22 protein-coding genes are annotated in these 23,417 nt (G+C 76.2%); 20 read left to right on the top strand and 2 right to left on the bottom strand.

The window, feature by feature from the left end; translation table 11 throughout:
* Position 1: 1 nt before the first annotated feature.
* From OOK41_RS23380 to OOK41_RS23340, 9 genes are all read left to right on the top strand, one after another.
* On the top strand, positions 2 to 967 hold the full coding sequence (locus OOK41_RS23380) for a UbiA prenyltransferase family protein (RefSeq protein WP_266266710.1): 966 nt from the start codon (positions 2 to 4) through the stop codon (positions 965 to 967).
* A 79-nt stretch (positions 968 to 1,046) separates the two neighbouring features.
* Entirely contained in the window at positions 1,047 to 2,075 is a 1,029-nt protein-coding gene (locus OOK41_RS23375) for a glycosyltransferase family A protein (RefSeq protein ID WP_266266709.1), read from the top strand.
* The gene (locus OOK41_RS23370; protein ID WP_266266708.1) at positions 2,072 to 3,199 is read left to right on the top strand and encodes an endonuclease/exonuclease/phosphatase family protein; all 1,128 of its coding nucleotides are present in this window, start codon (positions 2,072 to 2,074) and stop codon (positions 3,197 to 3,199) included. Before OOK41_RS23375 ends, OOK41_RS23370 begins: the two co-directional genes overlap by 4 nt.
* Positions 3,196 to 4,224: a glycosyltransferase family 2 protein gene (locus OOK41_RS23365; protein ID WP_266266707.1), complete on the top strand. Its 1,029-nt coding sequence runs from the start codon at positions 3,196 to 3,198 to the stop codon at positions 4,222 to 4,224. Before OOK41_RS23370 ends, OOK41_RS23365 begins: the two co-directional genes overlap by 4 nt.
* Before the next feature lies 1 nt (position 4,225).
* On the top strand, positions 4,226 to 5,245 hold the full coding sequence (locus tag OOK41_RS23360; RefSeq protein ID WP_266266706.1) for a glycosyltransferase family 2 protein: 1,020 nt from the start codon (positions 4,226 to 4,228) through the stop codon (positions 5,243 to 5,245).
* Positions 5,242 to 6,378, top strand: coding sequence for an endonuclease/exonuclease/phosphatase family protein (locus OOK41_RS23355; protein ID WP_266266705.1), 1,137 nt, complete (start codon positions 5,242 to 5,244; stop codon positions 6,376 to 6,378). The genes OOK41_RS23360 and OOK41_RS23355 overlap by 4 nt, the downstream gene beginning before the upstream one ends.
* Positions 6,375 to 7,403, top strand: a complete 1,029-nt coding sequence (locus OOK41_RS23350; protein WP_266266704.1) for a lysylphosphatidylglycerol synthase domain-containing protein — start codon at positions 6,375 to 6,377, stop codon at positions 7,401 to 7,403. The genes OOK41_RS23355 and OOK41_RS23350 overlap by 4 nt, the downstream gene beginning before the upstream one ends.
* Positions 7,400 to 8,434 carry a class I SAM-dependent methyltransferase gene (locus OOK41_RS23345; protein WP_207892870.1) on the top strand — a complete coding sequence of 345 codons (1,035 nt, stop codon included), beginning with the start codon at positions 7,400 to 7,402 and terminating at the stop codon, positions 8,432 to 8,434. The genes OOK41_RS23350 and OOK41_RS23345 overlap by 4 nt, the downstream gene beginning before the upstream one ends.
* Before the next feature lie 96 nt (positions 8,435 to 8,530).
* Complete coding sequence (locus OOK41_RS23340) at positions 8,531 to 9,469, top strand: acyl-ACP desaturase (protein ID WP_117671596.1); 939 nt, start codon at positions 8,531 to 8,533, stop codon at positions 9,467 to 9,469.
* Positions 9,470 to 9,628: 159 nt separating this feature from the next.
* Here the strand turns inward: OOK41_RS23340 and OOK41_RS23335 are convergent, their stop codons facing one another.
* Positions 9,629 to 10,150 carry a PaaI family thioesterase gene (locus tag OOK41_RS23335; protein WP_117671598.1) on the bottom strand — a complete coding sequence of 174 codons (522 nt, stop codon included), beginning with the start codon at positions 10,148 to 10,150 and terminating at the stop codon, positions 9,629 to 9,631.
* 56 nt (positions 10,151 to 10,206) lie between these two features.
* Between OOK41_RS23335 and OOK41_RS23330 the strand changes: the two genes are divergently transcribed.
* Complete coding sequence (locus OOK41_RS23330; protein ID WP_117671600.1) at positions 10,207 to 10,710, top strand: helix-turn-helix domain-containing protein; 504 nt, start codon at positions 10,207 to 10,209, stop codon at positions 10,708 to 10,710.
* Positions 10,711 to 11,140: 430 nt separating this feature from the next.
* Positions 11,141 to 12,193: a S1 family peptidase gene (locus tag OOK41_RS23325; protein WP_117671602.1), complete on the top strand. Its 1,053-nt coding sequence runs from the start codon at positions 11,141 to 11,143 to the stop codon at positions 12,191 to 12,193.
* A gap of 120 nt (positions 12,194 to 12,313) precedes the next feature.
* Here OOK41_RS23325 and OOK41_RS23320 read toward each other — a convergent pair whose 3' ends face one another.
* Positions 12,314 to 12,487 carry a hypothetical protein gene (locus OOK41_RS23320; RefSeq protein WP_266266702.1) on the bottom strand — a complete coding sequence of 58 codons (174 nt, stop codon included), beginning with the start codon at positions 12,485 to 12,487 and terminating at the stop codon, positions 12,314 to 12,316.
* Positions 12,488 to 12,606: 119 nt separating this feature from the next.
* On the opposite strand from OOK41_RS23320, the gene aspS reads away from it, so the two are divergent.
* From aspS to OOK41_RS23275, 9 genes are all read left to right on the top strand, one after another.
* Positions 12,607 to 14,412, top strand: coding sequence for an aspartate--tRNA ligase (gene aspS, locus OOK41_RS23315; protein WP_117671604.1), 1,806 nt, complete (start codon positions 12,607 to 12,609; stop codon positions 14,410 to 14,412).
* A gap of 69 nt (positions 14,413 to 14,481) precedes the next feature.
* Positions 14,482 to 15,297, top strand: a complete 816-nt coding sequence (locus OOK41_RS23310; protein ID WP_266266701.1) for a sugar nucleotide-binding protein — start codon at positions 14,482 to 14,484, stop codon at positions 15,295 to 15,297.
* A gap of 86 nt (positions 15,298 to 15,383) precedes the next feature.
* On the top strand, positions 15,384 to 15,977 hold the full coding sequence (locus tag OOK41_RS23305) for a winged helix-turn-helix domain-containing protein (RefSeq protein ID WP_266266700.1): 594 nt from the start codon (positions 15,384 to 15,386) through the stop codon (positions 15,975 to 15,977).
* Positions 15,974 to 17,347 (top strand): MFS transporter, encoded by a 1,374-nt coding sequence (locus tag OOK41_RS23300; RefSeq protein ID WP_266266699.1) that lies wholly within the window; start codon positions 15,974 to 15,976, stop codon positions 17,345 to 17,347. The genes OOK41_RS23305 and OOK41_RS23300 overlap by 4 nt, the downstream gene beginning before the upstream one ends.
* 89 nt (positions 17,348 to 17,436) lie before the next feature.
* Positions 17,437 to 18,006 carry a GNAT family N-acetyltransferase gene (locus OOK41_RS23295; RefSeq protein ID WP_266266698.1) on the top strand — a complete coding sequence of 190 codons (570 nt, stop codon included), beginning with the start codon at positions 17,437 to 17,439 and terminating at the stop codon, positions 18,004 to 18,006.
* 88 nt (positions 18,007 to 18,094) lie between these two features.
* Positions 18,095 to 18,307 carry a hypothetical protein gene (locus OOK41_RS23290; protein ID WP_266266697.1) on the top strand — a complete coding sequence of 71 codons (213 nt, stop codon included), beginning with the start codon at positions 18,095 to 18,097 and terminating at the stop codon, positions 18,305 to 18,307.
* Between the two features lie 75 nt (positions 18,308 to 18,382).
* Entirely contained in the window at positions 18,383 to 19,879 is a 1,497-nt protein-coding gene (locus OOK41_RS23285; RefSeq protein ID WP_266266696.1) for a replication-associated recombination protein A, read from the top strand.
* 2,288 nt (positions 19,880 to 22,167) lie between these two features.
* Complete coding sequence (locus tag OOK41_RS23280) at positions 22,168 to 22,785, top strand: hypothetical protein (protein WP_117671763.1); 618 nt, start codon at positions 22,168 to 22,170, stop codon at positions 22,783 to 22,785.
* 147 nt (positions 22,786 to 22,932) lie between these two features.
* Complete coding sequence (locus tag OOK41_RS23275; protein WP_266266695.1) at positions 22,933 to 23,394, top strand: DUF948 domain-containing protein; 462 nt, start codon at positions 22,933 to 22,935, stop codon at positions 23,392 to 23,394.
* Positions 23,395 to 23,417: the final 23 nt, after the last annotated feature.

The following is a 23,417-nucleotide window of genomic DNA, read 5'->3' as shown; positions in this document are numbered from 1 at the left end:
GATGCCCCTGCTCGACTCGGCCCCGGCCGCCGCCGGCCCCGCGGTGCACCCCCCGGCCGCCGGCCGGACCCGCCTCCTCGTCGACCTGGTCCGGCTGGTCCGGCCCGGCCACTGGGCCAAGAGCCTGCTGGTGGTGCCGGTCCCGCTGCTCGACGCCCCGTCCTGGCACCCCGCCGGGCTGGCCCGGCTGGGCTGGTCGGTGCTCGCCTTCGTCCTCGCCGCCTGCGCCGTCTACGTCGGCAACGACGTGGCCGACCGGCACCGCGACCGCCACCACCCGGTCAAGCGGCACCGGCCCGTCGCCGCCGGCCGGGTGCCGGTGCCCCTGGCGTACGCCTGGTGCCTGGTGCTGCTCGTGCTGCTCGCCCTGGTGCTGGCCGCCGGCCTGACCGGGCCGGCCTGGCCGGTGCTGGCGTACCTCGTGTTGAACGTCTGCTACAGCCGCGGCCTCAAGCACGTCCCCCTGGTCGAGGCCGGGGTGGTCGCGCTCGGCTTCGTGCTGCGGGCCGTGCAGGGCTACCTGGCCGTCGGTGCCGCCGTCTCGGCCTGGCTGCTGCTCACCGTCTTCGCCGGCTGCCTGCTGCTGATCGTCGGCAAACGCCGGCAGGAACTGCTGGACGGCGGGGTGGCCCACCGGCCGGCGCTGCGCGGCTGGTCGGTCGAGCTGGCCGGGCACCTGTTGCAGCTGACCAGCGTGCTGGCCGTCACCGCGGGGCTGGTCTGGCTGAGCACCGAGGCCCCGTTCGACCCGTACGGGGAGGCCGCGATGCTGCTGTCCGCCCCGTTCGTGCTGTACCTGATGTCCCGCTACCTGCAACTCGCCCTGGTCCGCCGGGCCGGCGGCGACCCGGTCCGGCTGCTGCTGCGCGACCGCGCGGTCGTCGCCGCCGCGCTGTTGTGGGCCGCCGCCCTCGGCGCCCTGCTGGCCGCCGCCCAGTTCCCGGCGCTCATCGCCGCCCTGCCCTGACCTGACCCGCCGGCCCTCCTGACCTGACCGCCGGCTCCTGCCCTACCCGCCGCCCCGGTGCTCCGCCGGAAGGAGACCCATGACCCCGCCCGTACCGACGGTGTCCGTCGTCGTGCCCAACTACAACCACGCGGACTCGCTGCGGCTGACCCTGCCCGCGCTGCTGGCCCAGACCCACCCCGCCACCGAGATCGTCTTCGTCGACGACCGCAGCACCGACGACTCGGTCGCCGTCGCCCGCGCCCTCGGCGTGCCGGTGCTGTCCACCCCCCGCAACGGCGGCCCCGCGCTGGCCCGCAACCTCGGCGCGGCCCACGCCACCGGGGAGGTCCTGCTGTTCGTCGACTCCGACGTGGAGCTGCCGCCGGACACCGTCGCCCGCGCCGTCGCGCTGCTCGCCGCCGATCCGGCCGCCGGCGCGGTCTGCGGCACCCTCGACGAGGTCCCCCTGGTCCGCGACAGCCTGGTCCAGGAGTGCCGCTGCCTACAGGCGCACTGGTGGCGGATCAGCTCGCTCGGCGACGTCAGCTTCCTGTTCACCGCCATCTGCGCGATGCCGGCCCGGGTGTTCGCCGAGATCGGCCCGTTCCACGAGGGGCTGCGGCAGACCGAGGAGGTCGAGTACGGCGAGCGGATGGGCGCCCGCTACCCGATCCGGCTCACCGACGCCATCCACGGCCGGCACCGCGACGACGACCGGCTCTGGCCGATGCTGCGCAAGGTGTTCCACCGCAGCCGGCTGCGGATGCCGCTGTACGTCCGCCGCCGCCGCGCCGCGCAGGGCTTCGAGACCGCCGCCCGGATGTGGGCCAGCGTCACCGCCCTGCTGGCGACCGCGGCCCTGCCGCTGCCCCTGCTGCTCGGCCCGGCCGGGGCGCTGCCGTCGGCGGCGCTGGCCGTGGCGTTCCTGGCCTGCGACGCCGGGATGTACCGGTTCGTGCTGCGCCGGCGCGGCGCGGGCCTGCTGGTGGCCTTCGTCGGGGTGCAGTGGCTGATCAACTTGGCCATCGTCGCCGGGGCCGCCGCCGGGGCGGCACAGTGGCTGTTCTCCCGCTCCTTCCGCGCCCTGTACGAGGGCGGCCCCCAGCCGGCGGCGGTGCCCGCATGAGCCTGCTGGCCCGCCCCGCCGCCGGCCCGCCGGCCCCGCCCCGGCGACGGTGGTGCCCGGCCACCCGGCTGCTGGTCGCCGCCGCCCTCGGCTGGCTGGCGGTCACCGTGGCGCACCGGGCGCTCACCGGCCGGTGGTGGCTGTGGCTGCTGCCCGACCTGCTGCCGCCGCTGGCGTACCTGGCGGTGCCGGTGGGGCTGGCGCTGGGCGTGCCGGCCGCCCGGCTGCTGCGCCGGCCGCTGCCCGCCCGCCCGGCGACGGCGGTGCTGGCCGGGGCCGCCGCCGCACTCGCCCTCGGGCTGCCCGACGCCGGGCTCAACCGGCACGCGTTCGCCGACCGGCCCGCCCCGCCGCCGGACGCGCTGCGGGTGCTGGCCTGGAACACCGGCTACTGGGACCAGCACGACGACCCGGACGCGTTCCTGCGCTTCCTGGCCGACCAGCGCGCCGACGTCTACCTGCTCCAGGAGCACCTGTACTGGGACGACGCCGCCGGGCTGGCCGGCGCGCGGCCCGCCCCCGGCCTGGACCGGCTGCGCCGGGCGTTCCCCGGGTACGCCGTCCTCGCCCGGGGTGAGCTGCTCACCCTGTCCCGGTACCCGGTGCTGGCCCGGCCGGCCGTCGGCCCCGACGCGGCGCTCGCCGCCGACCCGGCCGCCGACTTCGGGCGGGTGTTCGCCGCCGCCAAGGTGCTCCGCGTCGACCTGCGGGTCGGCGACCGGACGCTGTCGACGTACAACGTGCACCTGCCGGTGCAGGTGAACCTGGCGCCGGAGCGCTTCTGGGCGTACGTCCGCGAGCGGGACGCGGCCCGCCGGGCGCAACTGGCCGCCCTCGGCGCGGACCTCGCGGCCAACCCGAATCCGGCGCTGGTGGCCGGCGACCTCAACACCACCCCGGCCATGGGTGACCTGCGCCCGCTGCGCGACCGGCTGCGCGACGCCGCCGACGCCTCCGTCGACCTCTACCCGGCGAGCTGGCCGGCCAGCGGGCCGACCTGGCGGCTCGACTGGACCCTCGCCTCGGCGCAGGTGCGGGTGCACCGGTACGCCCTCGGCGACCCGCGCGGCCTGTCCGACCACCGCACCCAGACCGCCCTGATCTCGCTTGAGGAGGCGCGATGAACCTCGCACCCACCGTCTCGGTCGTGATCCCCGTGTGGAACGCGGCGAAGACCCTGCGCCACTGCCTGGACTCGGTGGCCGCGCAGACCCATTCGCCGGTGGAGGTGCTGGTCGTCGACGACGGCAGCACCGACGACTCCCGCGCCGTGGCAGCGGCGGCCGGCGTCCGGGTGCTCGTCCAGCCGGTCAACGGCGGGGTGTCCGCCGCCCGCAACGCCGGGGTCGCCGCCACCACCGGCGACGTCGTGTTCTTCCTCGACTCCGACGTGGCGCTGGCCCCCGACGCGCTCGGCAACGCCCTGGCCGCGCTCGCCGCCGACCCCGGCTGCGGCTGCGTCTACGGCGTCTACGCCCCGCAGCCGCTGATCGACGACGGCCCCGTCGAGCGGTACCGGGTGCTGCACCTGCACTCGGCGCTGACCCGGGCCGTCGGGCCGGTGGACACCGCCGTGTTCGCCCTCGCCGCCGTGCCCCGGGCCGTGCTGCGCGACCTGGGCCCGTTCGACGAGAACCTGCGCAGCGCCGAGGACGACGAGTACAGCGAGCGGCTGCTCACCCGCTACCGGATCCGGCTCACCGACGCCGTCGTCGGCTGGCACGACGAGGCCGACCGGCTGCTGCCGCTGCTCGGCGAGCAGTACCGCCGCGCCCAACTGCTGCGCTTCTCGCTGCGCAACCGGTACCGCCGCCGGGGCCTCGCGTTGAACCCCACCCTCGGGGTGGCCGCCGCCGGGCTGGCCGCGCTCACCCTGCCCGCGCCCCTGCTCGGCCCGGCCGGCGCGGCGCTGCCGGCGTTCTGCCTGGCCGTCTTCGCCGCCGCCGATCCGCCGCTGGTCGCGCTGCTGCGCCGCGCCGGAGGCTGGCCGTTCCTCGGCCGCGCCCTCGGGGTGCACCTGCTGGTCAACCTGGCCCTGATCGCGGGCGCGGTGGTCGGGCTGGCCCGCGCCGCCGTCGACCCGACGTTCGGGCCGTCGCGGCGGCCGTCCCGGTCCGCCGTCCGTCCGCTCGACTCGAAAGGTTGGTGAGGTGGTGTCCGCCGCCCCGCTCGTCAGCGTGATCGTGCCCAACTACAACTACGCCCGCACCCTGCGGCTCTGCCTGGCGGCCCTGGCCGGGCAGACCCACCACCCGCTGGAGGTGATCGTCGTCGACGACGGCAGCACCGACGACTCCGTCGCCGTGGCCCGCTCCTTCCCCGAGGTCCGGCTGCTGCATACCCCGGTCAACAGCGGGCCCTCGGTGGCCCGCAACATCGGCGCGGACGCCGCCACCGGCGAGATCCTGGTGTTCGTCGACTCCGACGTGGCGCTGGCCCCCGACGCCGTCGCCACCGCCGTGGCGATCCTGCGCGACGAGCCGGGCGTCGGCGCGGTCTGCGGCAACTACGACACCGTCCCGCTGATCCGGGGCAGCTTCACCAAGGACTACCGCAACCTGTTCCGGCACTGGTACTTCCGCATCGCCGAGGGCAGCATCACCGGCTTCCTGTCCACCGCCATCCTCGCCCTGCCCGTCCGGGTCTGGGCGGAGGTGGGGCCGTGGAACCCCCGGCTCACCCAGAGCGAGGGCGCCGACGTGGCCGAGCGCCTCACCGACCGGTACGAGGTGCGGATGACCTCGTCGGTGATCGGCCGGCACGACGACGACGCCACGCTGGGCATCGCGCTGTCGAAGGTGTTCACCCGCACCCGGGTGCACATCCCGTTCTTCCTCAACCGGCGGCGGGTCGTCGGCGTGGTCACCTCCACCGAGTCCGGCACCGGGCTGGCCTCCTGGCTCGCCGCCGCCACCGCGCCGCTGCCGCTGCTCGCCGGCCCGGCCTGGGCCGCCGTGCCGGTGCTGCTGCTCGCGCTCTGGCTGCTGCGCGACACCCGGATGTACCGCTACGTGCGCGCGGTGCGCGGCCTGCCGTACACGGTTAGGTTCGCCGCCCTGCACCTGCTGGTCAGCCTCACCATCGGGGTGGGGGTGGCCGCCGGCCTGGCCCAGTGGCTGGTGTCGGCGCGCTTCCGCCGGCTGTACGAGTCCCCGGCGGTGGCCGCGTGAGTACCGTGGACGACCCGCCCCGGGTGGCCACCTCCGACCAGCCCGGGTCGCCCGCCGCTCCCGCCACGCCCGCCGTCCCTGCTGCCGTTCGGGGACCCCGGCGGCGGGCCGGCCGGGCGCTGACCGTGCTCGCCGGGGCGTGGCTCGCCTTCGTGGTGGCGCACCGGCTGCTCAGCGGCCGGTGGTGGCTGTGGCTGGCCCCGGAGCTGACCCCGCCGCTGGCCTTCGTGGCCGTACCGGTGCTGCTGCTCGCCCTCGCCGGCCTCGCCGGGCCGGCGCGCGGCCGGGTGGCGCTGCTCGCCGCCGCCGCGCTCGCCCTCGGCGCCGGGCTGTCCGGGCTGAACCCGGCGGTGCTGCGCACCCCGCCGCCCGCGCCGGCGGACGCGCTGCGGCTGGTCTCCTGGAACACCACCGTGTGGAACGAGACCGACGACGCCGACGCTTTCTACGCCTCGCTCACCGCCCGGCGGGCCGACGTGTACCTGCTCCAGGAGTACAAGCCGGCCGACGACCCGGCCCGCCGTGACGCCGACCTGGCCCGGCTGCGCCGCGAGTTCCCCGGTTACCAGGTGGCCGCCCGGGGCGAACTGGTCACGCTCACCCGGTTCCCGATCGTCGGGGTCGCCGCCCTGCCGGCCGACCCGCCGCCCGGCTCGGACTGGCGCACCGACTACTGGGAGGTCAAGTCGCTGCGCACCGACCTGCGGATCGGGGCGCGGACCGTGTCGGTGTACAACACCCACATCCTGGTCCCACTGGACCTGAGCAGCCCGCTGCGCGCCACCTTCTACGAGCGCCGGCGCGAGTTCTTCCAGCGCCGCGAGACCCAGTACGACGCGCTCGCCGCCGACCTGGACCGCAACCCGCTGCCCGTGCTGGTGGCCGGGGACCTGAACACCAGCCCGGCGATGGCCGACCTGGACCGGCTCACCGACCGGCTCACCGACGCCGGCCGGGCCGGCGGGTCGGCGTACCCGACGTCGTGGACCATCGCGGGGCAGCGCTGGTGGCGGCTGGACTGGACGTTCGTCTCCCGGGACTGGACGGTGCACCGGTACCGGCTGCGCGACGCCCGGGGCATGTCCGACCACCGGGTGCAGGAGACGACCCTCTCCCTGGACGGTGCCCGGTGACCCGGGCGCGGCTGTGGGCCGCGCTGCGGCTGGCCGGCTACGCCGCGGTGCTGGTCTTCCTCGGCTGGCAGGTCTGGCGGGTCCGGCACGGCCTGGGGGAGAGCCTGCGGGCGGTCGGCTGGGGCACCGCGCTCGCCGCCGGGGTGCTCGCGGCGGTCGGCGGGGTGCCCGGCTTCGTCGGGTGGCGGCTGCTGCTGGCCGGCCTCGGCAGCCGGCTGTCGCTACGCGACGCGAGCTGGTTGTTCTTCCTCGCCGGGCTGACCCGCTACCTGCCCGGCGGGGTCTGGCCCACCGTCGCCCACGCGGCGATGGCCCGGCCGCTGCGCCAGCCGCCCGCCCGGCTCGCCGCGGCGTTCCTGGTCAGCCAGGGCCTCGCGGCGGTCTCCGGGGTGCTCGTCGGCATCCTGGCGCTGCCCTGGCTGGTCGCCCGGAGCCCCTGGTGGTGGCTGCTGCTGCCCGCCGCAGCCGCCGCCCTCGCCCCGGTCCTCGCACCCCGGCTGCTCGGCCGCCTGCTGGGCGTCGCCGCCCGGCTGCTGCGCCGTTCCACCGGGGCGGGGGAGGGGCCGGCCCTGCCCGAGCGGCGGACGCTGCTCGGGGCCACCGCGCTGATGCTGCTCGGCTGGCTGATCAGCGGTCTGCACATCGCGGTGCTGGCCGTCGCCCTCGGCGCCGAGCCGTGGCGGGCGCTGACCGTCGGCGTCGGCGGGTTCGCCCTGTCCGTGGTCGCCGGCCTGTGCGCCGTGGTCATGCCGACCGGGCTGGGGGTGCGTGAGGTGGTCCTCGCGGTCACCCTGGCCACCCTGGTCGCCGGCCCCGACCTGGTCACCCTGGTCGCGCTCAGCCGGGTGCTGCTGACCGTCGGCGACATCGGCTCGACGGCCGTGGTGCTCGCCCTGCTCACCGCCACCGGCCGCCGGCCCACCCACCCCACCGTCCCCGCCCCTGTTCCGGCCGTCGCCCCCTCCCCCTCCTCCTCCGCCCCCGTTTCCGCCAGCGTCGAAGACCTCGAAGGAGCACCCTCATGACCGCCACCGACCTGCCCGCCCACCCGCCCACCGACCGGCTGCGCGCGCCGGGCCGGGTCCCCGGCGGCGGCGTCCGCGGCTTCACCCGGCGGATGCGCAGCGCGTTCGGCACCGCCTCCGGGGTCGAGGTGCTGGCCGCCCTGCCGTTCCTGGCGGCGCCGCTGGCCCGGCTGGAACGCCGCCCGTTGCTGCACGGCCTGGTGCTGTCCGCGTTCGGGCTGCGCCGGCCGATCTTCGTGGACTTCCCGGTCCGGCCCGAGCCCCGCTTCGGCCACGGCCGCCCCGACCACCCGGCGCTCACCGCGCTGCTCGACCGGGGCCGGGACGCCTACGCCGCGCGGCTGCGCCGGTTCTGCGACCACGCGGACCGGCTCGCGGAGATCCCGCTGCGCGGCGACCTCGACGCCGGGTCGCCGTACTGGGTCAACGGGTGGCTGCCGCCGCTGGACGCGCTGGCGCTCTACGGGTTCCTCGCCGACGGCGACCCCCGCCGGTACGTGGAGATCGGCTCCGGCAACTCCACCAAGTTCGCCCGCCGGGCCGTGCGCGACCACGGCCTACGCACCCGGATCACCTCGATCGACCCGGCCCCCCGGGCCAGCGTCGACGTGCTCTGCGACGAGGTGGTGCGCCGCCCCCTGGAGCGGGCCGACCTGGCCGTCTTCGACGAGCTGGAGCCCGGCGACGTCGTCTTCTTCGACGGCTCGCACCGCAGCTTCATGGGCTCGGACGTGACGGTCTTCTTCTTCGAGGTGCTGCCCCGGCTGCGGCCCGGGGTGCTGGTGCAGGTGCACGACATCATGCTGCCGCGCGACTATCCGCCCCAGTGGCGCTACCGGCACTACAACGAGCAGTACCTGCTGGCCGCGTTCCTGCTGTCCGGGTCGGACCGGTGGCAGGTCGAGCTGCCCAACGCGTACGTCGCCGGGGATCCCGAGCTGCGCGAGGTGGCCGCCGGGCTGTGGCGGCGGCTGGGGCTGACCGAGCACTATCTGCCGGCGTCGTTCTGGCTGCGGATCGGGGAGGGCTGAGGATCCGCGGGCACCGCTCACGAGCTGGGCGCTACTGGCGCGTACGCCGACGAAGACCTACGGTGGCGTAAGTTACGCCACCGTAGGGAGATCGTCGTGACCGCACTGAGCCAGACCGCCCTGCTCGTCGAGCTGGAGCCCGTCGTGGAGAAGAACCTCGACCGGCACCTCTCGATGGCCAAGGAGTGGTTCCCGCACGAGTACGTGCCGTGGAGCGAGGGCCGCACCTTCGACGGCCCGCTCGGCGGCGAGGCGTGGGCGGAATCGGACTCGACGATCCCCGACGTGGCGCGCACCGCGCTGATCGTGAACCTGCTGACCGAGGACAACCTCCCCTCGTACCACCACCAGATCGCCACCCTCTTCGGCCCCGACGGGGCGTGGGGGACCTGGGTGGGCCGGTGGACGGCGGAGGAGGGGCGGCACGGCACCGCCATCCGGGACTACCTGACCGTGACCCGGATGGTCGACCCGGTGGCCCTGGAGCGGGCCCGGATGGTGCACATGACGGCCGGCTACTCCAACTCCCACGACGACTCGATGCTGCGCTCGCTGGCGTACGTGTCGTTCCAGGAACTGGCCACCCGGATCTCGCACCGAAACACCGGCCGGGTGACCGGCGACCCGGCCTGCGAGGCGCTGCTGGCCCGCATCGCGGCCGACGAGAACCTGCACATGGTCTTCTACCGCAACCTGCTCAACGCCGCCCTGGAACTGGCCCCGAGCCAGGCGATGCGGGCGATCGCCGACGTGCTGGCGGACTTCCAGATGCCCGGCGTGGGCATCGACGGCTTCGCCCGCAAGTCGGTGGCGATCGCCCTGGCCGGCATCTACGACCTGCGCCAGCACCGCGACGAGGTGGTCGTCCCGGTGCTGCGCCAGTGGGACGTGTTCAACGTCGCCGGCCTGGACGCCGAGGGCGAGGCGGCCCGCGACCAGATCGCCGCCCACCTGGACACCCTCGAAACCCACGCGTCCCGCTTCGAGGAGAAGCGCGACGCCCGCGCCGCCCGCCTCGCCGCCACCCGCCCCTGACCCACCCCAACCCCCACCCCCACCCCACCCCCACCCCCACCCCCACCCCCACCCCACCGTCGATCATGGAGTTGTGGTGGGGGATGTTTCGGGCGAAACGGCACCTTCCCGGCACCACGCCTCCATGATCGACGGTGGGGGGTGGGTGGGGGCGGGAGGTTAGGCCGGGGGAGCGGGGGTGGTCAGGGGGAGGAGGAGGCAGGTGGAGGTGGCGTGGGCGATCAGGCGGCCCGCCGCGTCCGTGAGCCTCGCCTCGGCCAGGGCGGTGCGGCGGCCCCGCTGCAGGACGGTGCCCTCGCAGCGCAGGGTGCCGCTGGTGACCGTCACCGGGCGGAGGAACTTCACGTTCAGGTCCAGCGAGGTGTAGCCGACCCCGGCGGGCAGGGTGCTGTGCACGGCGCAGGCGGCGGCGGTGTCCAGCAGGGTGGAGATGACGCCGCCGTGCACGGTGCCCAGGGGGTTGTAGTGGAACTCCTGCGGCACCAGCTCGACCGCCACCCGGCCCTCGTCGGCCTCCATCCGCGCCATGTCGATCAGGTGCATCACCGGGGGCGCGGCCAGCTCGCCGGCGATCATCGCCCGGAGCAGCTCCAGGCCGCTGCGCCGGCCGAGGTGGGCGGCACCGGCCGCCGGGTCGGACCAGGTGAAGGTGCGGCTGCGCGCCGGCTGCGTCTGCGTCATGGACGCAGCCTGGCAGCGCGTTGCTGAGTCTGTCAACAAGACCTAGCCTGGTGGGCATGAGACCCTCGGCACTGGACTGGTCGGTGGACAACTGCACCATCGCCCGCGCGATGGCGATCCTCGGCGAGCGGTGGACCCTGGTCGTGCTCCGCGAGGTGTTCAACGGCATCCGCCGCTTCGACGACATGCGGGTGCGCACCGGCATCCCCCGGCAGGTGCTCACCAACCGCCTCGCCACCCTGGTCGAGCAGGGGGTGCTGCGCCGTGAGCCGTACCGGGAGCCGGGCAGCCGGGTGCGCCACGAGTACCGGCTGACCGGCAAGGGGCTCGACCTGTGGCCGGTGCTGGTCGCCGTGCTCGGCTGGGGGGACCGCTACCTGGCCGACCCGGACGGCTCGCCGCTGTCCGTCGAGCACCGCGACTGCGGTGCCGAGGTGCGGGCGGAGCTGCGCTGCGCCGCCGGGCACGAGGTGGCCGACCCACGTGACGTGCTGCCCCGGCCCGGCCCCGGCGCCCACCGCCGCGAGGGCGACGGGCCGCCCCCGCTCCGGGCGGGCTGACGGTACGGCCCCCGCGTCCGGCGGGGCCGGCGTCACCAGCCGGCGACGGCGGCCCGCGGCGCGGTTGGCATCCGCCGACGGATCCGGGCCCGCCGGTCGGCGTCGGGTAGGCCGGGTCCTGAGCGGGGCGAGCGCCGCGTCGACATCGATCCGGTGGGGGCGTCAGGCGGGGCTCATGGTGGCCTCCGAAACGCGGGTACTGATGGGGGAGTCAGGATTCACCGATCATAGATATCGATGTCTGTGGTCGCAACTTCGCAGGCCGAGCCGGATGTGGCCCGGATGGAGCGGGGCAAGGTCAGGTCTTGCGAGAAATCTTAAGTATGTGAATACTTCAGTTCACTCGACCGGTTCGCACAGATCCGGCCGGGTCCGTCCTCGGGTCCGTCACCCCCGGCGCGACCCGTCACCCCCTTCCGGGAGGTCTTGCATGCGACCCACAAGGTCATCGCTCCTCCGCGCCGCGTCCGTCGCCGCGGCCGGCACCCTGGTCGCCACCGCGCTGATCGGCGCGCCCGCCCAGGCCGCGCCCTCGCCCGCCTCGCCCGACGCCGCGGCCAGCCTGGCCGACCGGCTCGGTGACCGCTCGGCCGGCGTGTACGCCGACGCCAGCGGCAAGATGGTCGTCACCGTGACCGACGAGGCCGCCGCCCGTCAGGTCCGCGCCGCCGGCGCGACCGCCAAGATGGTCAAGCGCGGCGCCTCGGAGCTCAACCGGGCCACCGCCGAGCTGGAGCGCTCGGCGAAGATCCCCGGCACCGCGTGGTGGACCGACGCGGTCACCAACCAGGTCGTCATCTCCGTAGACAGCACCGTCACCGGCGCCAAGCTGGAGCGCGTCAAGGCCGCCGCCGCCCGGACCGGCGGCGCCGTCCGCGTCGAGGCCGAGGCCGGCGTGCTGAGCACCCGGATCTCCGGCGGCCAGGCGATCTACGCCGCCGGCGGCGGTCGCTGCTCGCTCGGCTTCAACGTCCGCAACAGCGCGGGCACGACCTACTTCCTGACCGCCGGGCACTGCACCAACATCGCCTCGACCTGGTACTCCAACTCGGGCCAGACCAGCGTCCTGGGCACCCGCGCCGGCAGCAGCTTCCCGGGCAACGACTACGGCATCGTCCGGCACAGCAACTCCGCCAACGCGACCGGCAACGTCTCCCTCTACAACGGCAGCTACCGGGACGTCACCGGCGCCGCCAGCGCGTTCGTCGGCCAGTCCGTGCAGCGCTCCGGCAGCACCACCGGCCTGCGCAGCGGCTCGGTGAACGCCACCAACGCCACGGTGAACTACGCCGAGGGCAGCGTCTCCGGCCTGATCCGCACCAACGTCTGCGCCGAGCCGGGCGACAGCGGCGGCTCGCTGTTCAGCGGCAGCAGCGCCGTCGGCCTCACCTCCGGCGGCAGCGGCAACTGCTCCTCCGGCGGCACCACCTACTTCCAGCCCGTCACCGAGGCGCTGAGCGTCTACGGCGTCAGCATCATCTGATCGGTTCGCACCACCCCGCGAGGCGGGCCGCCGGACTCTCGGCGGCCCGCCTCCGGCGTACCGGGAGAAGGCGCCGAATCGCCGCCGAGGAGCGCGTCCGGGCGTTGGCCGAGGGCCCCGTCACGGTGCGCCCCCCGCTCCCCGCCGGCCACGACCGAGGGCCAGCACCGCCAGCAGCGGGCCGAGCGCCTCGGCCCCGGCCGTGACCCGCTCGGCCCGGCCGAGCCGGGCCCCGCCGTTGACCAGCGCGGCGGCGCGGGACGCGGGGCCGGCCGGCGTGCGACCGGCCGCCACCGGGCTCGCCCGGGTGGCGGCGCCGTCCGGGTACCGTCAGCCGCCCGGTGGCGGCAGGGGGCGGGGCGCCCTGACAGAATGCGGGGGCAGACCGACCGCAGACGAGGGAGACGCAAGCCGTGATCCGTACCCATGACGCCGGCAGCCTGCGCGCGACGGACGCCGGCACCACGGTGACGCTCGCCGGGTGGGTGGCCCGCCGGCGCGACCACGGCGGTGTCATCTTCGTCGACCTGCGCGACGGCTCCGGCATCGTCCAGGTGGTCTTCCGCGAGGAGGACGCGCACGCGCTGCGCAACGAGTTCTGCGTGAAGGTGACCGGCGAGGTGACCCGCCGCCCCGAGGGCAACGAGAACCCGGAGCTGCCGACCGGCGAGATCGAGGTGACCGCCAGCGAGCTGGAGGTGCTCTCGGAGGCCGCGCCGCTGCCGCTGCCCGTCGACGACCAGATCGAGGCCGGCGACGACATCCGGCTCAAGTACCGCTACCTCGACCTGCGCCGCGGCGGCCCGGCGAAGGCGATGCGGCTGCGCTCGCGGGCCAACCAGCTCGCCCGGGGCGTGCTGCACTCCCGGGACTTCCTGGAGATCGAGACTCCGACGCTGACCCGGTCCACCCCGGAGGGTGCCCGCGACTTCCTGGTCCCGGTCCGCCTCCAGCCGGGTAGCTGGTACGCCCTGCCGCAGTCCCCGCAGCTTTTCAAGCAGCTGCTGATGGTCGGCGGCATGGAGCGGTACTACCAGATCGCCCGCTGCTACCGGGACGAGGACTTCCGCGCCGACCGGCAGCCGGAGTTCACCCAGCTCGACATCGAGATGTCCTTCGTCACCGAGGACGACGTGATCGACCTCGGCGAGGCGATCGTCTCGGCGCTGTGGAAGGACCTCGCCGGCCACGAGATCTCCCGGCCGATCCCGCGGATCACCTGGCACGACGCCATGGCCCGGTACGGCTCCGACAAGCCGGACCTGCGCTACGGCGTCGAGCTGACCGAGCTGACCGACTACCTGCGCGGGACCGCGTTCCGGGTCTTCGCCGGCGCGATCGACGCGGGCGGGTACGTCGGCGCGGTGGTCATGCCGGGCGGGGCGGGCCAGAGCCGCAAGGAGCTGGACGGCTGGCAGGACTGGGCGAAGGCGCGCGGGGCCAGGGGCCTGGCGTACGTGGTGCTCGACGCCGAGACCGGCGAGGCGCGTGGCCCGGTGGCGAAGAACCTCTCCGCCGAGCACCTGGCCGGGCTGGCCGACGCGGTCGGCGCGAAGCCGGGCGACGCGGTCTTCTTCGCGGCCAGCGCCGACGCGCGGGAGGCGCAGGAGCTGCTCGGCGCGGCCCGGATCGAGATCGCCAAGCGGGCCAAGCTGATCGACGAGTCCGCCTGGGCGTTCTGCTGGGTGGTCGACGCCCCCATGTTCGAAAAGACCGACGAGGGTGGCTGGACGGCCGTGCACCACCCGTTCACGTCCCCGAACGCCGAGTGGGTCGACCGGTTCGAGGAGGCCCCGGACCGGGCCCTGGCGTACGCGTACGACATCGTCTGCAACGGCAACGAGATCGGCGGCGGCTCGATCCGTATCCACCGGGGCGACGTGCAGCAGCGGGTGTTCGACCTGCTCGGCATCACCCCCGAGGAGGCGCAGGACAAGTTCGGCTTCCTGCTGGAGGCGTTCAAGTACGGCGCCCCGCCGCACGGCGGCATCGCGTTCGGCTGGGACCGGGTCTGCATGCTGCTGACCGGTGCGGACTCGATCCGCGAGGTCATCGCGTTCCCGAAGACCCGGGGCGGGTTCGACCCGCTGACCGGTGCGCCCACGCCGATCACCGGGCAGCAGCGCGCCGAGGCGGGCATCGACGCCAAGCCGAAGCCGGCCGCCGCCGCGCACACCGGCACCGCCGGCCCGGCCGCCCCGGTGGCCGACCCGGTCTGAGGCGGTCTTTCGCAGGGTGCAGCGGGGCGTCGCCGAGGTGGCGCCCCGCCGCCGTGGAGGGGGAGACGCGTGACGCTGCTCGTGGTGGGTGCCAGCGGGTACCTCGGCGCCGAGGTGTGCCGGCAGGCCGTCGCGGCGGGCCGGCGGGTGCTCGGCACGTACCACGCCAACCCCGTCGAGCTGGCCGGGGTCGAGGCGCACCGGCTCGACGTGACCGACCGGGCCGCCGTGCGCGCGCTGGTCGCGGCCGTGCGGCCCGCCGCCGTGGTGAGCACCCCCTACCGGTACGACGACTGGACGGTCACCGCCGACGGGGCGGCCCACGTCGCGTACGCCGCCGCGGAGGCGGGCGCCCGGCTGGTGCACCTGTCCAGCGACGCGCTGCACGCCGGCCGGCCCGAGCCGTACGCCGACGACGAGGTGCCCACCCCGGTCTTCGCGTACGGGGCGGCGAAGGCGGCGGCGGAGACCGCGGTGCGGGCCGTCGACCCGGGGGCCGCGCTGGTGCGTACCTCGTTGATCGTCGGCGACGAGCGGAGCAAGCAGATCCGGCTCTGCCTGGACGCCCTCGCCGGCCGGATGAGCCTGTTCACCGACGAGATCCGCTGCCCGGTCGACGTGGCCGACCTGGCCGCCGCCGTGCTGGAGCTGGTGGCGGGCGACCACGCCGGCCCGCTCAACGTGGCCGGCCCGGAGGCGGTCAGCCGCGCCGAGCTGGGGCTGCTGGTGGCCCGCCGGTTCGGCGTCGACCCGGCCGGCCTGAGGACCGCCACCAGCGCCGCGTCGGGCCTGCTCCGGCCCACCGAGGTACGCCTCGACAGCGCCCGGGCCGCCGGCCTGCTGCGCACCCGCCTGCGCGGGATCACCGAACTCCTCGCCCCCTGAGCGTCCCACCCGCCAACTGTCAGGTGCCGCACACTTTCTATGCACAGAACTTGTGCATAGAAAGTGTGCATAGCTATTGTCCAGGCATGGACAGCAAAACCCCGCCAGGAGCGCCCCGCGCCGTCCGGCTGGATCACCGACAGGTGCGGGTGCTGGCGCACCCGTTGCGGCTACGGCTGCTCGGCGCGCTGCGAATCGGCGGCCCGGCGACCGCCACGGCCCTCGCCGGGAAGCTCGACACCAACACCGGCGCCACCAGCTACCACCTGCGGCAGCTCGCCGAGGTGGGGCTGGTCGTCGAGGACCCGGATCGGGCCACCGGCCGGCAGCGCTGGTGGCGCGCCGCGCACGACGTGACCAACTGGGATCCGACGGACTTCGACGACGACCCGGACGCCCGGGCCGCGATCGAGTGGATCCAGGCTGACCAGGTGCGGCTGCTCGTCGAGCAGGCCGAGCGGTGGTTCGCCGCCCGCCAGGACTGGTCTCCCGCGTGGCGGGACGCCGCCGGCATGAGCGACGCCCTGCTCCACCTGGGACCGGACCGGCTCCAGGCGCTCGAAGCGGAAATGCGGCAGGTTCTCCTGCGCTACCGCGAGGAGTCCGCCCCCGACGAGCCGGACGCCCAGCCGGTGCAGGTCTTCCTGGCCGCGTACCCGATGACCGGTCAGACCCGGTGAGCGTCCTCACCGTACGCCAGGTCCGGTTCCGCTACCTGGCCCTCTACGCCCTGCGCTGGCTGCCGACCGGCCTGCTGATCCCGGTCATGATCCTGCTGATGCAGGAGCGCGGCCTGTCGCTGTCCCAGATCGGCCTGGCCGTCACCGCCCAGGGCCTGGTGGTGCTGGCGCTGGAGTTGCCCACCGGCGGCATGGCCGACGCGCTGGGCCGCAAGCCCGTGCTGGTCACCGCCGGGGTGCTCAACCTGGCCTCCCTGGCGCTGTTCGCGGTGGCCGACTCCGTCGCCCTGTTCTTCCTCGTCTTCGCGGTGCAGGGGGCCTACCGGGCGCTGGACAGCGGCCCCCTGGAGTCCTGGTACGTCGACGCCACCCTGGCCGCCGACCCCGAGGCCGAGTACGAGCGCGGCCTCGGTCACGCCGGCACGGTCGCCGGCGTCGCCATCGCCGTCGGCGCGCTGCTCAGCGGCGGCCTGATCGCGCTCGGCCCGGTCGGCCCGGTGAGCGCGCTGACCGTGCCGGTGCTGGTCGCCCTCGCGTTGCAGGCGGTGGCGTTGGCCGCGCTGCTGGCGCTGCTGGTCGAGGTACGGCCCGGCCGGGGATCGGGGGCGCTGCGGGCCTCGGTCGCCGAGGCGCCCCGGATGGTCGGGCAGGCGTTCGGGCTGCTGCGCCGCTCCCGGGTGCTGCTCGCCCTGGTCGCGGTGGAGCTGTTCTGGGGCTTCGGGATGGTCACCTTCGAGTCGCTGCTGCCCGTCCGGCTCGCCGAGGTGGTCGGTGACCCCGAGCGGGCCGCCGCGCTGCTCGGCCCGGCCAGCTCCGCCGCCTGGCTCGCCTCGGCCGCCGGTGCCGCGCTCACCCCGCTGCTGTTGCGCTGGCCGGGCGCCGCGCCGGGCGCCGCGCTGCTGCGGGTCCTCCAGGGCGCGACCGTGGTCGGGATGGGGCTGCTCGCCGGCCCGGTCGGGGTGCTGGTGGCGTACCTGGCCTGCTACACCGTGCACGGCGCGTCGAATCCGCTGCACCTGGGGCTGCTGCACCGGCAGGTCGACGGCCCGTACCGGACCAGCGTGCTCTCGCTGAACTCGATGATGGGTCAGCCCGCCGGGGCGCTCGGCGCGGTGGTGCTGACCGCGCTGGCCGACGTCACCAGCGTCGGCACGGCGATGCTGGTCGGCGCGGTGGCGCTCGCCCTGGCCGCGCCGCTCTACCTGCCGGCGTGGCGGGCCGCCCGTCGCGCGGCACCCACCCCCGCGGCCGGTCCGCCGGCCGGTCCCGTGGCCAGACCGCTGCCCGGTCCCGACGGCGGGCCCGCCGGGACCGCGCCCGTTACCGAGGCCGCCGGTGCGCCCGCGCCCGCCCCTACTGCGGCGCGGTGAGCGGGGCGCACCTTCTGCACCAGAGAACCCGGCCGGTGCACCGGGGACGTCGGCCGGCCGGGCGCCGGCCCGGATGGAAGGAGCCAACCGTGGGAGGGATCACCTCCGGGTATCCGGTCCGGTTGAGCGGGCCGCGCTGCGCGCTGCGCGAGGCCGAGGACGGCGACGTCGCCGCGTTGCACGGGCTGACCGTCGATCCCCGCGTCCACGAGCGGTCGCTGGACGAGACCACGCCGACCCTGGACGAGGTCCGCGCCGCCGTGCCGGCGTGGCGCGACGAGGCGCGGCGCGAGCCGCGGTCCCGCTACCGGCTGGTCGCCGTCGCGGCCACCGGACTGGTGGGCCTGGGCACCCTGACCGTCGACAGCGTCGCGTACCGACGCGGCGAGATCGGGTACGTGGTCCATCCCGACCACTGGGGTCGGGGCCTTGCCACCGACATCGCCGGACTGCTGCTGCGGCTCGGATTCGACCGGCTGGGGCTGCACCGGATCGAGGCGACCACCCGGCCGGACCATGTCGCCTCCCGCCGGGTGCTGGAGAAGGTCGGGATGCGCCGGGAGGGGATCAGCCGGGACCACCTCCTGGTCCGGGGCCGGTGGTGGGACTCGGTGCGGTACGCCGTCCTGGCCACGGACCGGTCACCGACCGGTGACTGAGCCGGCCCGTCCCTGGTGGAGATTGGCGATCGGACCGGTTGGGTACATCAGGCGGCGACCCACTGGGAACCCCCACCGGAGGACCGACATGCTCGCCATTCTCGCGGCCATCGTCTTCGGCTTCGCCCTGTTGATCGACCTGCTCGACACCAGCTTCGGCGCGCCGGACCTGTTCAACGTGCACACCCTGCTGATGCTCGGTCTGCTGCTGCTCTCCCTGTACCTCGCCGGGGTCGGCAACGGCCCGCGCGGCGGTGGCGGCGGACGCTGGTACCGGGGCCGGCGCCCCGGCCGAGGCTGACCGGAATCGATCATTCCGGGCCGGGTCCGCGCCGCAGTTCCGGCGGCGCCGACCCGGCCCGGTACTGTCTTCCTGATGGAGTCCGACGCCCTCTTCTCCCTCGGTGCGCCCGCCGGGTCGCCCAGCGCCCACACGGGTTCCGTCGGCGTCGACGGCTTCACCCCGGTGTCGGCCGACTCGCCCCTGCCCGTCCGGATGCGTCCGGCCGGCATCGACGAACTCGTCGGGCAGGACCACCTCCTCGCCCCCGGCGCCCCGCTGCGCCAGCTCGTCGGCGGCACCACCCCGATGTCGGTGATCCTCTGGGGCCCGCCGGGCAGCGGCAAGACCACCATCGCCCACCTGGTGGCCCAGGCCACCGACCGCCGCTTCGTGGCGATGTCGGCGCTCTCCGCCGGGGTGAAGGACGTCCGCGCGGTGATCGACACCGCCCGCCGGCAACGCCGCTCGGGCGGCCCGCCGACCGTGCTGTTCATCGACGAGGTGCACCGGTTCAGCAAGACCCAGCAGGACTCGCTGCTCGCCGCCGTCGAGGACCGCACGGTCACCCTGCTCGCGGCGACCACCGAGAACCCGTACTTCTCGGTCATCTCGCCGCTGCTGTCCCGGTGCGTGCTGCTCACCCTCCAGCCGCTGGACGACGCCGCCGTGCGCGACCTGCTGCGTCGCGCGGTCACCGACCCCCGCGGTCTCGCCGGCGCGCTCACCCTCGAAACCGACGCGGAGGACCACCTCGTCCGCCTCGCCGGCGGCGACGTGCGAAAGGCGCTGACCGCGCTGGAGGCGGCAGCCGCCTCGGCCACCGCGCTGGGCGCCGACCGGATCGAGCTGGCCACCGCCGAGCAGGCGGTGGACGTCGCGGCGGTGCGTTACGACCGGGCCGGCGACGCCCACTACGACGTCACCAGCGCCCTGATCAAGAGCATGCGCGGGTCCGACGTGGACGCCGCGCTGCACTGGCTGGCCCGGATGCTGGTGGCCGGAGAGGACGCCCGGTTCATCGCCCGCCGCCTGGTCATCTTCGCCAGTGAGGACGTCGGGATGGCAGACCCGACCGCGTTGGGCGTGGCCACCGCCGCCGCCCACGCGGTGGAGTTCGTCGGCCTGCCCGAGGTCCAGCTCAACCTCGCCCAGGCGGTGATCCACCTGGCCACCGCGCCGAAGTCCAACTCGGCGACCAGCGCGATCGGGGCCGCGATGGCCGACGTCCGCGCGGGGCGGGGCGGGCCGGTGCCCCGCAACCTGCGCGACGCCCACTACGCCGGGGCCCGAGGGCTCGGCCACGGCGTGGGCTACCGCTACCCGCACGACGACCCCCGAGGTGTGGTCACCCAGCAGTACGCTCCGGACGACCTTGTCGGGGCCGACTACTACCGTCCCAGCGGGCACGGTGCCGAGCGGTCGGTGGCCAACCGGCTGCCGTTGCTGCGCCGGATCGTCCGGGGGCTGCCCACCCCGGCGCGTGCGGACGCGTCGGCCCCCGTCGGGAACGGCCGCCACCCGTCGGGCAACGGGAACGCCACCGTGGCGGACGAGGACGGCGCAGACGCCGTCGGGGAGGGTCAGCAGTGAGATCCCGTGGTTCGGAGCGACCGGAGGACGGCCCCGACGAGCGGCGCGAACAGCGTGCCAAGGGGCGCCGGTGGGGCCGGGGCCGACCCGACAGCGAGCCCGAGGAGCCGGTCGGCGGCGAGGAGTTCGGCTGGATCGACGACCTGCGCTCCGCCAAGCAGCAGCGCGCCGAGCTGGGCCCCGACGGCGTCGCACCCGGCCAGGCCCCGGCACCCGGCCACCCCGACCCGCAGGCCCGGCGCGGCCCGGCCGGCCCGCCGGCCGCGCCCCCGGTGCGCGGCGGTGAACCCGGTCCCGCCCGGCCCCGTCCGGTCGACGGGCCGTGGCCCGGTTCGCCGGAGCCCGGTCGCCGCCTCGGCCCGGCCGAGCCGCCCCGCCCGCCGCACGGCGCGCCCCCGCCCCCGGCGGCCCCGCCGGGCCGGCCGGCGCAGGGCCCGATCCCGCAGTCCGCGGCACCGGCCGCTCCGGCCCGCCCGCCACCCCCGCGGCGCAGCCGGCCCGCCCGCCGCACCCGGCGGACGCCGCGCCTCGGCCGCCGCAGCCGGCCCGCCCGCCGCACCCGGCGGACGCCGCGCCCCGGCCGCCGCAGGCCGGCCCGGAGCCAGCCCGCGACCAGCCTCGTCCGGCCGGTCCCGCCGGCCCGGTGGGCGGCCCGCCGGGGGACCTACCCCGGCCGCAGGGCGCCGCGCCGGTGGCCGGCGTCCCCGGACAGCCCCCCGCCCGCAGGGCCCGCCGGCCGTCCCGGCCGGCCGTGCCGGCCAGCCCCCGACCGGCGGTTGGCCGGTCGGCCCCGGTGGGTCGCCGCCCGCCGGCCGGGCCGCCGCCCCGGTCTCCGCCGCCGCGCGCCGCGCCGCTCCGGAGCCGCCCCCCGTCGTCGGCGCGCCGCACCCGGCCCCGGCCGACGCCTTCCGCCCCGAGCCGGGGGACCGTCCGGGCCGGGTCCCCGGCGGTCCCGTCGTGGCCGGACCGGACGAGCCGACCGGCCGTGGTGTCGCCGGTCCGGTCCCGCCCGTCGCCCGCCCGGCCGGCCGCCGCCGCGCCGCCGAGGAGCCGCCGCCGGTCGTCCCGCTCAGCGGCAACGCCCCCCCGATACCCGGTCCGCCGCCGACCGTGGCCGAGGGTGCGGGCGGGCGGCGGCGAGGTGGGCCCGAGCCGGGTCCGGACGAGGCCGCCGCGCGGCGCCGAGCCACCCCCGCCGGGCCGGCCGGCGAGGGCCCCGACGAGCGAGGTGGGGCGACGCCGGGTCAGGGCGACCGCCCGAAGCATCCGGCGGAGTGGCTCCGCCAGGCCGGCCGAGGCACCCACACCGATCCCGCCATGCCGATGGTGAACCGGGCCGCGGTGCCGCCCGCTCCGCCGGCCGCCGTGCCGCCGGTCGGGGAGCCGACCGGCGCCCGGCGGGTCGTCGGTGACGCCGGGCGGGCGTCCGTCGGCCGGGCCCGGCCGGGTGCCGCTCCCGGTGCCGGGCCGGCGGACTCCGGCCCATCCGCCGCCGCCCGGGCCGCCGCCCCGCCCCGCCAGCCGGTGGCCCCCCGCCCCGGCGAGGTCGAGCCGCCCCGGGAGCCGGGTACGGGCGAGGTCCGCCCGCCGCACGAGCGCGCCGCCGGTGAGGCCCGCCCGCCCCGGGACCCCGGGGCCGGCAAGCTCCGGCCGTCGGGTCCCGCGCGGGGCGCGGCCCGCCCCGGCGGGTCCGCCGACGGACCGCACCCGGGCCGGGCGTCAGTCCCCGAGGAGCGCCGGCCCCCGGCCGGTCCGACCGGGCTCGTCCCGCGTCCGGGCGCGGCCCCCGCCCCGGGTGCGACCCCCGGCGACCGGCCCGGTGCCGCCGGTCCGCGTCCGGGTGCCGAGTCCGCCCCGGGAGCCCCGCCGGAGATCGGGGGCCGCCCCGGCGCCCCGGCCGGCCGGGCGACCCCGCCCGGCGCCCCCGCCGGCCGGACCGACGCCCCCGCCGGCCCCGCCACCGCCCGGGCCGCCGCCCCCGTCGGCCGTCCCGACGGCGGGCCGGCGGACCGGCCGGCCGGTCCGCCGGCCCGCCCCAGCCCGAACCCGGGCGCGGCGAGCCCACCGCCGGCCTGCCGGGTGCGCCGCCGGCCCGGCCCGAGCAGCCACCCGCGCTGGCCCGGGCCGCCGCCGTGGTGCCGCCCGCCGTCCGGGCCGGTGCGGAGCCCGCCGGACAGGGCACGGGCGAGGTGGTGCCGCGGCGGCCCGCCGAGCCCGCGGCCCCCGCCGGGGACGCCGCCGGCGGCCCCGGCGGCCTGCGCGGTGCCCGCTCGGAGCTGCGCCGGCAGATGCGGGAGCGCCGCCGGCTCCGGATGGGCGTGCTCGCCCTGGTCAGCCTCTTGCTGCTGGGCGCGGTCCCGCTCTACTTCGGTCTCCGGACGCTGAGCCACGACCCGGTCTTCGACACCCTGGACGAGCTGAACGTGCCCGGCTGGGCGGCCACGAAGAGCGTCGACAACGTCAGCGGCAGCCGCTGGTGCCTGGAGGAGTGCCGGCTGCGCGAGCGCACCGTCGAGTCCGAGCGGCCGGTGAAGGAGACCTCCCAGGCGTACGCGCGTGCCCTGACCGAGGACGGCTGGCGGCCGTGGAAGGTGAGCCGGTGCCCGGAGCAGCAGGCGAAGGGCGAGTACACCTGCTGGCGGCGCGACGAACTGACCCTCGACCTGTGGGTGCGCGAGCCGGCCTGCGTCCCGCCACCGGTCGACGGCGAGCCCGCGCCGACGCCGCTGGCCTCGCCCGCAGCGCGGGAGTGCACCGGCTCGTTGGTGTCGGTGAAGGTCCGCAACGCGATCGACGACGAGCGGACCCGACCGCAACCGAGCACCGACCCGTCACTCACCGGCGAGGATCCCTTCCCGACCTTGAGCGAGGATCCGCTCGGTGAATTGACCCCCTCACCGTCGTGAGCCGTGTTCCATCACTGACGGTAGGGTCTGGGGCTGGCAGGCCCGCCTGCTCCGGCTGACCCGGACGGGTCGCCGAGTGCCGGTGTGGGTATGACGGTCGCGCGTTCCGGACGTCGGGTTCCGGAACTCTGCTTGAGGAGGACATGCGTGGATGGTGGACAGATCGCTGCGTTGATCGCGGCCGGCGCGTTCCTGATGCTGGTGCTCGTGCTGGCGGTGCCGATCCTGCGCCTGCGGCACACCGTGGACGCCACGACCCGGATGATCAACGATCTCAACGACCGCACCACTCCGCTGCTCGAGGACGTCAACACCACGGTGAAGAACGTGAACACCGCGTTGGAGCAGGTGCAGACCTCGCTGGACGGGGTGAACCTCCAACTGGCCAAGGTGGACACCATGACCACCCACGCCCAGAACGTCACGGCGAACGTGGCGAACCTGGCCACCGTGGTCTCCGCCGCCGCGGCGAACCCGCTCGTGAAGGTGGCCGCGTTCGGCTACGGCGTGCGGCGGGCCGCCTCCGCCCGGCGCAACGCGGAGACCGAGCGAGAGGTGCGCGACACCATCAGGCAGCAGCGCCGCGCGGCCAAGCGCGGCAACCGCTGAGCCGGCCGGCGACGGAGGGATGA

The organism is Micromonospora sp. NBC_01655, from assembly GCF_026339755.1.
In the GTDB taxonomy this organism is placed as follows: Bacteria; Actinomycetota; Actinomycetes; order Mycobacteriales; family Micromonosporaceae; genus Micromonospora.
The sequence above is the reverse complement of the archived record's forward strand: the minus strand, read 5'-3'. Positions and strand labels throughout refer to the sequence as shown.